Source organism: Pseudoalteromonas sp. Xi13 (genome assembly GCF_003952205.1).
GTDB lineage: Bacteria > Pseudomonadota > Gammaproteobacteria > Enterobacterales > Alteromonadaceae > Pseudoalteromonas > Pseudoalteromonas atlantica.
In genome coordinates this window covers 2383166-2394383 of sequence record NZ_CP034439.1, presented here as the reverse complement: position 1 = coordinate 2394383, position 11218 = coordinate 2383166, and the positions used below count along the sequence as shown (strand labels likewise).

General features: G+C 39.8%; 5 protein-coding genes and 15 tRNA genes. 12 read left to right on the top strand and 8 right to left on the bottom strand.

Annotated features, from left to right (window positions below):
- Positions 1–221 precede the first annotated feature (221 nt).
- From EJ103_RS10770 to EJ103_RS10740, 7 genes are all read right to left on the bottom strand, one after another.
- Positions 222–297 (bottom strand) — tRNA-Val (locus EJ103_RS10770).
- Positions 298–342: 45 nt separating this feature from the next.
- Positions 343–418: transfer RNA gene (locus EJ103_RS10765), tRNA-Val, on the bottom strand.
- A gap of 33 nt (positions 419–451) precedes the next feature.
- Positions 452–527 (bottom strand) — tRNA-Val (locus EJ103_RS10760).
- 49 nt (positions 528–576) lie between these two features.
- Positions 577–652: transfer RNA gene (locus EJ103_RS10755), tRNA-Val, on the bottom strand.
- Positions 653–801: 149 nt separating this feature from the next.
- A tRNA-Val gene (locus EJ103_RS10750) sits at positions 802–877 on the bottom strand.
- Between the two features lie 50 nt (positions 878–927).
- Positions 928–1003 (bottom strand) — tRNA-Val (locus EJ103_RS10745).
- 145 nt (positions 1004–1148) lie between these two features.
- Positions 1149–1224 (bottom strand) — tRNA-Val (locus EJ103_RS10740).
- Between the two features lie 952 nt (positions 1225–2176).
- On the opposite strand from EJ103_RS10740, the gene EJ103_RS10735 reads away from it, so the two are divergent.
- From EJ103_RS10735 to EJ103_RS10695, 9 genes are all read left to right on the top strand, one after another.
- A tRNA-Ala gene (locus EJ103_RS10735) sits at positions 2177–2252 on the top strand.
- A gap of 36 nt (positions 2253–2288) precedes the next feature.
- Positions 2289–2364, top strand: a tRNA-Glu gene (locus tag EJ103_RS10730).
- A gap of 141 nt (positions 2365–2505) precedes the next feature.
- Positions 2506–2581, top strand: a tRNA-Glu gene (locus EJ103_RS10725).
- 85 nt (positions 2582–2666) lie between these two features.
- Positions 2667–2742: transfer RNA gene (locus EJ103_RS10720), tRNA-Glu, on the top strand.
- An 85-nt stretch (positions 2743–2827) separates the two neighbouring features.
- Positions 2828–2903: transfer RNA gene (locus tag EJ103_RS10715), tRNA-Glu, on the top strand.
- A gap of 174 nt (positions 2904–3077) precedes the next feature.
- Positions 3078–3153: transfer RNA gene (locus tag EJ103_RS10710), tRNA-Glu, on the top strand.
- An 85-nt stretch (positions 3154–3238) separates the two neighbouring features.
- A tRNA-Glu gene (locus tag EJ103_RS10705) sits at positions 3239–3314 on the top strand.
- Between the two features lie 173 nt (positions 3315–3487).
- Positions 3488–3563, top strand: a tRNA-Glu gene (locus EJ103_RS10700).
- 504 nt (positions 3564–4067) lie between these two features.
- Complete coding sequence (locus tag EJ103_RS10695; RefSeq protein WP_024034161.1) at positions 4068–4334, top strand: DksA/TraR family C4-type zinc finger protein; 267 nt, start codon at positions 4068–4070, stop codon at positions 4332–4334.
- A 37-nt stretch (positions 4335–4371) separates the two neighbouring features.
- Here EJ103_RS10695 and gloA read toward each other — a convergent pair whose 3' ends face one another.
- Entirely contained in the window at positions 4372–4770 is a 399-nt protein-coding gene (gloA, locus tag EJ103_RS10690; RefSeq protein WP_126007610.1) for a lactoylglutathione lyase, read from the bottom strand.
- 939 nt (positions 4771–5709) lie between these two features.
- Here gloA and EJ103_RS10685 point away from each other — a divergent pair.
- The 3 genes from EJ103_RS10685 (at position 5710) to EJ103_RS10675 (ending at position 11215) form a co-directional block, all read left to right on the top strand.
- Positions 5710–6588, top strand: coding sequence for an NAD(P)-dependent oxidoreductase (locus tag EJ103_RS10685; RefSeq protein WP_024034160.1), 879 nt, complete (start codon positions 5710–5712; stop codon positions 6586–6588).
- Between the two features lie 146 nt (positions 6589–6734).
- Entirely contained in the window at positions 6735–8993 is a 2259-nt protein-coding gene (locus EJ103_RS10680) for a chondroitinase-B domain-containing protein (protein ID WP_126007608.1), read from the top strand.
- Between the two features lie 5 nt (positions 8994–8998).
- On the top strand, positions 8999–11215 hold the full coding sequence (locus tag EJ103_RS10675; RefSeq protein WP_126008765.1) for a heparinase II/III family protein: 2217 nt from the start codon (positions 8999–9001) through the stop codon (positions 11213–11215).
- The last annotated feature ends 3 nt before the right edge of the window (positions 11216–11218 follow it).

Here is an 11218-nt window from a genome sequence, read left to right as displayed (position 1 = left end):
TAGATGGCTTCATATTATCCTGGCCTTAGCGATTTAAAATCAATGCTTAATTAATAGGTAAAAAGGTGCTCTAAATGAGCGATTAACTATATGTTTGCTCATGGCGCAGTTTATAACCCATATAGAACTTTACATGTTACAGATTAATCGTTTTGCAAAAGACAAATTAAGAGTGATATTTTTGGAAGTTTTTAACTTAGGTATTTTGAAGTGTTTATATGTGGTGGGTGATACTGGACTTGAACCAGTGACCCTCGCCTTGTAAGGGCGATGCTCTCCCAACTGAGCTAATCACCCACATATAATAGGTATGACTTTATCAATTTAACGTTTAGTATAATTTGGTGGGTGATACTGGACTTGAACCAGTGACCCTCGCCTTGTAAGGGCGATGCTCTCCCAACTGAGCTAATCACCCAAATTATATATTTAATATGCACCATTCTAAGAATGGTGGGTCGTACTGGACTTGAACCAGTGACCCTCGCCTTGTAAGGGCGATGCTCTCCCAACTGAGCTAACGACCCATATTAAATTTTAAAACGCGACTATTAATATAATAATAGGCTTTATATGTGGTGGGTGATACTGGACTTGAACCAGTGACCCTCGCCTTGTAAGGGCGATGCTCTCCCAACTGAGCTAATCACCCACATATAAATTAAAACGCTACTATTAAAATAAATAGTACTGGACTTTAACCAGTGAACCTGGCCGTTACTTGGAAGTAGCGGTAATGCTCTCTTTTTCTAGCTGAGTAATGACCCATTTAGATTTGTGTAATATGCGCCATTCTAAGAATGGTGGGTCGTACTGGACTTGAACCAGTGACCCTCGCCTTGTAAGGGCGATGCTCTCCCAACTGAGCTAACGACCCATATTACAATTTTAAAACGCAACTATTAATATAATAATAGGCTTTATATGTGGTGGGTGATACTGGACTTGAACCAGTGACCCTCGCCTTGTAAGGGCGATGCTCTCCCAACTGAGCTAATCACCCACATATAAATTAAAACGCTACTATTAATAATAGTACTGGACTTTAACCAGTGAACCTCACCCTCTTTTACTAAAAACAGTGACGCTCTCTTTTCTAACTGAGTTAACAACTCATATAGAATTTTAGATGTGTACACTTAATAAAGTGGTGGGTGATACTGGACTTGAACCAGTGACCCTCGCCTTGTAAGGGCGATGCTCTCCCAACTGAGCTAATCACCCACATCTAAACAACATTACATTGCTGCGTTGTTGTGGGGCGCTATTATAGATAGAGTTGCAAATGTGTCAACACTTGAATGATAAAAATGTGCTGAATGAAGGTTTTATAAACAGTGGAGGGTGGTTGGCGTTTACTTTATCATCAAATTTAAGTTGTTAGGGTAAATTAACAGCTGAATCTGAGCTAAGTGACTGCCTTATTTTTACTTGCAATAAAAAGCATTGCTTAAATAAGCTAATAAAAGGCGATGTTGAAATTGATACAGTAAGTGTGGCGTTTTATCAAAAAGAAGATTTATGACTATATAAGATAAGGTTTTAAATTATTGAACTGGTATACGGTACTTTTTAAAAGGTAAGGGCATAAGCAGTTATCTGTATTGCCATTAGTGCGAATAAACTTTAATTAACGCCATGGGTTTTGGCACAATGACAACAAAATAGAGCCTATTACCCAAACTGGAACATAGTGTTTAAAAACAGCACGAATTATTTGCTAGCACTTTTAACGACGGCCTAATTCACTTCAATTTTTATATGTTTGTACAAGCAACTTAAAAAGGTATGGGTTGAGCATTTAATAATAAGGTTATCGAATAGAGCCCTCGCATTTTAATAACACACTTAAATGCGGGGTTTAGCCTTGGTTTTAGTACTTTTTTAACCCCAACTCAATTTGCATATAAATGTATACCTTTTATGTTAAACATTATTACTTCATCAACGAGGTATAAATAGATAATTAACCTGTTTATAGTACTGTGAGATGAAGTACAGGCCAAATTTTGTCGAAATTGTATTTTTTGCATGTCTGATAGCCAGTTTGTTGAAAATTAAACCATTTAAATAAAGTGGCATAAAAAACTGTTGACTTTATTTTGGGGGGTGCATAGAATGCGCCCCGCACTCAGCGATACACAACGTGTTAAACACGTTGGGTATTAAAAGGTTTGGGGCTATAGCTCAGCTGGGAGAGCGCTTCGCTGGCAGCGAAGAGGTCTGCGGTTCGATCCCGCATAGCTCCACCAAATCTTTGTGCATGTCCTAGGGTAGCAGTTTTCTGTGTCCCCATCGTCTAGAGGCCTAGGACACCGCCCTTTCACGGCGGTAACAGGGGTTCGAATCCCCTTGGGGACGCCATCTAACAAATAGTTAGGCGTGGTTTTACCAAGAGAATAGCGTAGCACTTAAAGCTCGAGTCTTTATGTGTATTAAACGTATTACCTTAGCACCTCATGATATGAGTTAAACTTATCAATTGTCCTAGTAACACTTTTTAGTGTCCCCATCGTCTAGAGGCCTAGGACACCGCCCTTTCACGGCGGTAACAGGGGTTCGAATCCCCTTGGGGACGCCACTTACTATTTATAGTAGGGTAGTGTTATTAAAAACTCGTCTGAAACGAGTCAAACCATTCAGTTGTCCTAGTGACACTTTTTAGTGTCCCCATCGTCTAGAGGCCTAGGACACCGCCCTTTCACGGCGGTAACAGGGGTTCGAATCCCCTTGGGGACGCCACTTACTATTTATAGTAGGGTAGTGTTATTAAAAACTCGCCTGAAACGAGTCAAACCATTCAGTTGTCCTAGTGACACTTTTTAGTGTCCCCATCGTCTAGAGGCCTAGGACACCGCCCTTTCACGGCGGTAACAGGGGTTCGAATCCCCTTGGGGACGCCACTTACTATTTATAGTAGGGTAGTGTTATTAAAAACTCGTCTGAAACGAGTCAAACCATTCAGTTGTCCTAGTGACACAGAAAACGTTTTTGAGAAGATAATGCCATTCGCCTCGCAGGCTCGGTCTCATCTTACTTAGAAATAGCAAATCAGTGATTTGCAAAGCAATTTCTGCGTCCCCATCGTCTAGAGGCCTAGGACACCGCCCTTTCACGGCGGTAACAGGGGTTCGAATCCCCTTGGGGACGCCACTTACTATTTATAGTAGGGTAGTGTTATTAAAAACTCGTCTGAAACGAGTCAAACCATTCAGTTGTCCTAGTGACACTTTTTAGTGTCCCCATCGTCTAGAGGCCTAGGACACCGCCCTTTCACGGCGGTAACAGGGGTTCGAATCCCCTTGGGGACGCCACTTACTATTTATAGTAGGGTAGTGTTATTAAAAACTCGCCTGAAACGAGTCAAACCATTCAGTTGTCCTAGTGACACAGAAAAGTTTTTAAGAAGATAATGCCATTCGCCTCGCAGGCTCGGCCTCATCTTACTTAGAAATAGCAAATCAGTGATTTGCAAAGCAATTTCTGCGTCCCCATCGTCTAGAGGCCTAGGACACCGCCCTTTCACGGCGGTAACAGGGGTTCGAATCCCCTTGGGGACGCCACTTACTATTTTAGGTGATGTATAAAGCAGTGTGACACCGCACTCTCTATGCACGACGTTATCGAGAGTACTAATCTATTGAGACGCCACTTACTATTTTAGTAGTGTATAAAGCTATTACTTCCTCAGCGCTATCCAGCGCATTAACTTCTACCGTTTATCCGTTAAAGTTTTAGTTTTACACTTTTAATTTTCTTCAATATCTAAAAAACTATCTATTTAATTAATAACCACCTACGTATAACTTCTTAGGTTTTCAAGAGCGATCCGCAATAATAATTATTCAGTTACAGTGATAAATTTTTGCTAGCTGCGTTAAAAATACATACTTATAACTGCATGTGTAGATAAAATGGATAGCACAACTAAATTTCAAATTACTCTTAACCATATTTATTCATCCTTTAAATAGCTCAATCAATAAAGCCTGTACAAAATATTCAGCATTTATAAAGCGCTGTGCTGCTAACCTTTTAGCTTAATTTCTTATTATTAGGAGTTAATTATGGCAAGTGGTTGGGCGCGTGATGGCGCAATTCAAGATCAAATCGATGCAAGTGTTAACGACGCAGTGCAATATGCAAGGCAAAATTTAATCTCAGGCGCGAGTGCTGAATTCTGTGATGAGTGTGATTGTGAAATACCACAGGCACGCAGGTTAGCGCTGCCAGGTGTTAGGCACTGTGTGGCGTGTCAAAGTGAGCTTGAGGCTAAAGGCAAAGGCGTTGCTGGCGTAAACCGCCGAGCAAGTAAAGATAGCCAACTAAGGTAAAGGTGCGGCTAGGCACCTTTTTGATAAATTTTATTGCCTAGTGAGCTTTGTTCTTCTTTTTCTGAATAAGCTCAATTGAATAGCCATCAGGGTCTTTCACAAAAGCAATTTCTGTTGTGCCGCCTTTTACTGGCCCCGGCTCTCGACTGACGTTTCCACCAGCGGCCTTTATGTCGTCACATGCCTTGTATATATCGTCAAATTCAATAGCTATATGGCCATACGCATTACCAAGATCGTAGCTATTTTCATCCCAATTATAAGTAAGCTCTAATACAGTATTACTATCCTCTTCACCATACCCTACAAAAGCTAATGTATAACGATACTCTTCGTTGTCAGAACAGCGTAATTCTTTCATTCCTAAAATCTGTGTATAAAAAGAAAGTGACTTTTCTAAGTCGGCTACACGCAACATTGTGTGTAATAAACGCATTTAGGTTACCTCTGTGAGTTTAAATTTAAATAGGTGTGGAACATAGCGTCTTTATGGAGTATTCATAACCGCATTGCAAAGGCCAGAGCCTGCCATATACCTAGAGGCTTATTTTACCTCAACTTTGAATAATAAGTTTATATTAACCAGCTATTTGCGCACTCATTGCGTCAAATTTACTTGCAATAAGCCCAGCTATTGCCGCGCAAGTGGCTTTGTCTTCACTGAAAACCTCGGCTTGTGAAATAAATTAAAATATCAGTACGATTTAATACGTAAGTAAACTTCTTAACCTGAGTTCGGGCAATTTAAGCTAAATGTGGACAAGGCTCGGCATTTACAACCACGCATGGCCATAATATTAGCACACTAAATTAGTGGTATTACCAACAATGGGTTAGTACAAAATGTAATTATAGCCATGCTATTTATACGAGTTTATAAAGTTGTTGCACTTATTGGTCAACCTATTTTTTATTAAGCTCTAACCAAAGAAGGGAAAAGTGCGTGGAATTAGTTTGATTTCCATACTACCTATAACTAATTGTTTATTATTGTTATTTTGTTGATTTGAAATAAATTGGAAATTACCTTGGTTTACAAAGTTAACTTATTGGTTGACAAGATTGGTGTATGGTAATACAGTTTTTACATACCAATTGGTAAGTTGCTTGGTTTTAGCTTCTCCAAGGTATTAATAAATAATCAAAGCAATGCTAAGCATAACGAAATAAATACGTAACCGGTCAATAATATACAGCGTGTAATCACTCTGTTTTTATTCGCTCAAATGGTAATAACGCGGCGGGTTACCTATTCAAACGAACATGCTCAGGGTTACTTTAGCAAATTGAATTAAACGACACAGCGTACCTATTTATGGGGTAAATCATTACTCGTACTCATAAAAGCACGCGCCATCATATTTAGGAGTTATTCATGTCTAAACCAGTAATAGGTTTTATCGGCCTTGGCTTAATGGGCGGCAATATGGCCGAAAACTTACAGAACAAAGGCTATGAGCTTATTGTTATGGATTTAAACAAAGATGCGGTTGCTGCATGCGTTAGCAGAGGCGCAAAAACAGCAAGCACTGCAAAAGAGCTTGCACAAGGTGCAGACATAATTATGTTTTGTTTAACAACATCAGCAGTTGTTGAAAAAATTGTCTACGCAGAAGATGGCATTTTAGCGGGTATTAAAGAAGGCGCGGTATTAATTGATTTTGGTACATCAATTCCTTCGTCTACTAAAAAAATTGGTGCTGATCTAGCCGCTAAAGGCGCAGGCATGATTGACGCACCACTAGGGCGTACTCCAGCCCATGCTAAAGACGGCCTATTAAATATTATGGCAGCGGGCGATATTGACACCTTCAATAAAGTTAAACCTGTACTTGAAGATCAAGGCGAAAACGTATTTCACCTAGGTGAGCTAGGCGCAGGGCATACAACTAAGTTAATCAATAACTTTATGGGTATGACCACAGTATGTGCTATGTCACAAGCGTTTGCTGTAGCAGACAAAGCCGGTGTAGACCGCCAGCAACTATTTGACATTATGTCGACAGGGCCTTCTAGCTCTCCATTTATGCAATTTTGTAAAAACTACGCGGTAGACAACGTAAGCGACCTTGGATTTTCAATTGCCAATGCAAACAAAGATTTAGGCTACTTCCTACAAATGGTTTCAGACCTTGGGACTGAATCAAAAATTGCTGAAGGGTCATCTGCTAACTTACAAGCGGCATTTGATGCAGGTATGGGGCAAGGCAACGTACCAGAAATTTTTGATTACTTTAAAACTCTAGAAAAGTAATACCGACAACATTGGGTGCTTTAACGTAGTTAAAGCACCAAAACACACACAACATCAATTGGCTAGATTTAACCTGCTTTGTGCAATGAGTGCAGCATTACTATTGATAAGGCATTACTTCCGGTCACACTGAAAAAGAGTTATCTATGCGTTTAATTAATATAATAAAGCTTAGCCTAGTTCTTATTGGGTGCACATCCACACAATTGGCAGCCAAAGATTATTTTGTAGACACTAAACAAGCTTTTCAAGAAATCTCTGACAAACTCGTTGCCGGCGATAAAGTAACTCTCAAAGACGGTACGTGGTCTAATTTCGAAATTTTATTACAAGGCCAAGGAACCAAAAACGCCCCAATAAAGCTTACAGCGCAAACCAAGGGTAACGTTATTTTATCAGGGCAATCTAATTTAAGACTGGCGGGTTCGTATTTAGAAGTGTCAGGACTTGTATTTAAAAATGGTTATACGCCTAGCTCAGCCGTTATAGAATTTCGTAAAAATAAAGATGAGCTTGCTACTCACTCCCGCGTAACACAAGTTGTTATCGATAACTACAATAACCCCGATAAACGAGAATCAGACTATTGGGTGGCTCTATATGGTAAACACAATCGTTTTGATCACAGCCACTTAGTAGGTAAACGTAACAAAGGCGTTACGGTTGCAGTAAGGCTTAATAGTGAGCAAAGCCAACAAAACCACCATCAAATTGATCATAACTTCTTTGGCTATCGTCCTACTTTTGGATCTAACGGCGGTGAAACACTTCGCATTGGTACTAGCCACTATTCATTAAGTGATTCATTTACCGTAGTTGAAAACAACTACTTTGAACGTACTAACGGCGAAGTAGAAATAATCTCTGTTAAATCAGGGAAAAACCAAATCCGCAATAATGTGTTTTTTGAATCTCGTGGCACACTAACGTTGCGCCATGGTAATGGCAATATTATAGAAGAGAACGTTTTTTTTGGTAACGGTGTAGATCACACAGGTGGCATTCGCATAATTAATAAAAACCAAACAGTAAAAAATAACTACTTAGAAGGTTTAACAGGCTACCGTTTTGGGAGTGGTTTTACGGTTATGAACGGCGTACCTAACTCACCAATAAATCGCTACCATCAGGTAGAAAACGCGACAATTGAAAACAATACCTATGTAAATGTGCGTCATATACAACTTGGCGCAGGTAGCGATAGCGAGCGTAGCGCTGCACCAATTAATAGCGTAATGAAAAATAACCTTATTATTAATCAAAATGGCGAGCAGCCTTTTACAACCTTTGATGATGTAAGCGGTATTAAATTTAGTGAAAATGTAGCTAATACCCAGGTATTAAAAGCGTTAAATTACGGTGTTAAACAGCAAAATGTAACACTAACCAGAGCTAGTAACGGTTTACTGTATCCTGAATCAAGCAAAATTAGTGCAGGTGCTAAACGCGGTTTAAAGGTGCTAAAAAAGGCCGATACCGGCGTTAGCTGGTATCCAAAAACAGAGCAAGTTGTGGCATTTGATACGGGTAAAACTCACCAGGTTAAAGCAACTGCAGATGCCTTACTTAACGCAATCAATGCAGCCCAAACGGGTGATGTATTAGAGCTTGCAGATGGTCAATACGATGTATCTAAACTCGTTAAAATAACAAAAGTGCTTACCCTTAAGGCTAAACATACTGGCAAAGCTAAGCTGACCTACCAACGCTCCACCTTATTCGAAATTCATGATGGCGGTAGCTTAAAGATAGATGGTTTAGTTATCTCGGGTGAAAACGCACCTGATGCCATTAATAATAGTGTGGTACGTACTAAAAAGTGGGGCATGGTTGATAACTATCGCTTTGAAATACACAACTCACAATTAACTAATCTTGATATTAATCACTCATTTCACTTTTTTGTAACGGGTAAAGGGGCGATGGCAGATGAAATCACGTTAGTAAATAATACCTTTAAAAATGTAACTGGCGATATTTTACGTCTCAATACCGAAATAGAAGACTTAGGTATTTATAACGCAGAGTATGTAACACTTAAAAACAATACCTTTAATGAGGTAGCCGGTGGTGTCGTTAAGTTATACCGAGGGGGGAGTGATGAAAGCACCTTTGGTCCGCATTTATTAATGACCAATAACACCCTAACTAAAGTAGGTTTAGGTAAGCGCAACAAGGCGCAAGCGAGTGTGTATGCGCACGGTGTACAAGTAACAAATATTGCAAGCAACGTATTTGAAAAATCGGCACCGATTAAAATTGAGCACACGGTTGGTGAGCCAATAACAGCCATTACAGATAACACCTTCGATGCAACTCAAGCGCCAAGCGTAAAAGAGTTACGTGTAGTAGGCCCGCACACGGCAACAATTAAAAATAACAACGTTTTAAATAAGGTGAACTAACAATGATGAATTTAACTCAAAATAAGTCATTATTTAAAACGCTGGGTGTTACTGTAAGTGCCTTAGTTTTATCGATAAACGCCTACGCAGCGCATCCAAATTTGGTAATAACCAATGATGATGTACAGCAAATGCGCCAAGCAATTAGCAACAATGAACAGGGCAAGTTTGCCAACGCATTTGCAGCGCTTAAAGCACAAGTAGATGAGCAAATTAAAAGCCCTATAACAGTGCCTGTACCAAAAGACGGTGGGGGAGGGTATACCCACGAACGTCACAAAAAAAATTATCAGCTTATGTATAACGCCGGTGTTATTTATCAGCTAAGCCAAGATGATAAATACGCTCATTACGTACGTGATATGTTGCTTGAGTATGCCAAATTATACCCAACACTTGATGTACACCCTAAGCGCAAAGTTAAGTCGCAAAACCCAGGTAAACTATTTTGGCAAAGCCTTAATGAGGCCATGTGGCTTGTTTATACCATTCAAGCATACGATTTAGTGCATGATGCGTTAAGTGCCGCTAATATTAAAACCATTGAAAATGACTTACTGCGTCCAGTATCGTTATTTTTATCACAAGGCCAGCCATCAACCTTTAACAAGGTACATAACCATGGTACGTGGGCTACAGCCGGTGTAGGCATGGCAGGGTATGTGTTAGATGAATCTGAGTGGGTCGAAAAGTCTCTTTACGATTTAGATAAATCGGGCGAGGGTGGCTTTATTAAGCAGCTAGACATGCTGTTTTCGCCACAGGGCTATTACAACGAAGGTCCTTATTATCAACGCTTTGCACTACTTCCGTTTGTTACCTTTGCTAAAGCAATTGAAAACAACGAACCGCAGCGAGACATTTTTGAATATCGCGATGGCATATTACTTAAAGCGATTGATACCACTATTCAGCTAAGCTATAACGGTTTGTTTTTCCCGATAAATGATGCAATTAAAAGTAAAGGTATAGACACAATAGAGCTGGTACACGGTGTAACAGCCGCTTATGGTTTAACACACGATACTGGTTACTTAGATATAGCTAAAAAGCAAAATCAAATAATACTCTCTGGCGATGGCCTAAAAGTGGCTCAAGCGCTGGATAAAAATAAGCAAACTCCTTATGTATTTAAATCGGTAGCGTTTGGCGATGGTAACGATGGCGAGCAAGGGGCGTTGGTAGTAATGCGTACGCAAACTGGCGGCGACCAAGCACTTTTATTTAAACCTGCTGCACAGGGGTTAGGACATGGACATTTTGATAAATTAACATGGCAGTTTTACGATCATGGCAATGAAATTGTATCTGATTATGGCGCTGCACGTTTTTTAAATGTTGAGGCTAAATACGGCGGTCGTTACCTACCAGAAAACGAAACTTACGCAAAACATACCGTGGCACACAATACGGTTGTGATTGATGAAACCTCGCATTTTAATGCAAATGTTAAAGTGGGTAATAACAATCATCCTACGCTTAATTTCTTTGAAACAAACCAATACGGAACGGTGTCAAGTGGGCAAATAAGCACCGCTTACAAAGGTGTTGAGCTTGAACGCACGTTAGCGTTAATTAATTTACCTATGCTTGAAAGCACGCTTGCAGTTGATATTTTTAATGTGACTGCAGATTCCTCCCATAAAATTGATTTACCACTGCATTACAAAGGCCAATTAATTGATACCAGCTTTGAGTTACTTGGTAACACCAAAAGCTTAGCTGCGCTGGGTGATAAAAATGGTTATCAACATTTATGGTTAAAAGCACAGGCACAACCAGATGAAGGCCTAGCAAAGGTAACGTGGTTAAACGACAACGGCCGTTTTTATACACAAACAAGCCTAGTAAAAGGGGATGAGTCTTTCTTATTTACGCAAATAGGGGCAAACGATCCACTCTTTAATCTTCGTAACGAAAATGGCTACATTCGCCGTGTAGAAGGTAAAAAACAGCATAAATTTATTTCAGTACTTGAGCCTCACGGTGAATACAACCCAAGTAAAGAATATACCCTAGAGGCTGTTAGCCGTGTATCGTCACTTAAGTATGACGCGCAAGAGCCCTTAGACCTAATTGAAGTTAAAGTAAAAAATAATACCTATTTGGTTGCTATCAACAAAGCCGATAAAGCAGCTAAACACACATTCACATATCAAAATAAAGCATTCACCTTAAATGGCCGCCTTGGCGTTTATGCGATGAAGAATAATCAGGAGTAAACA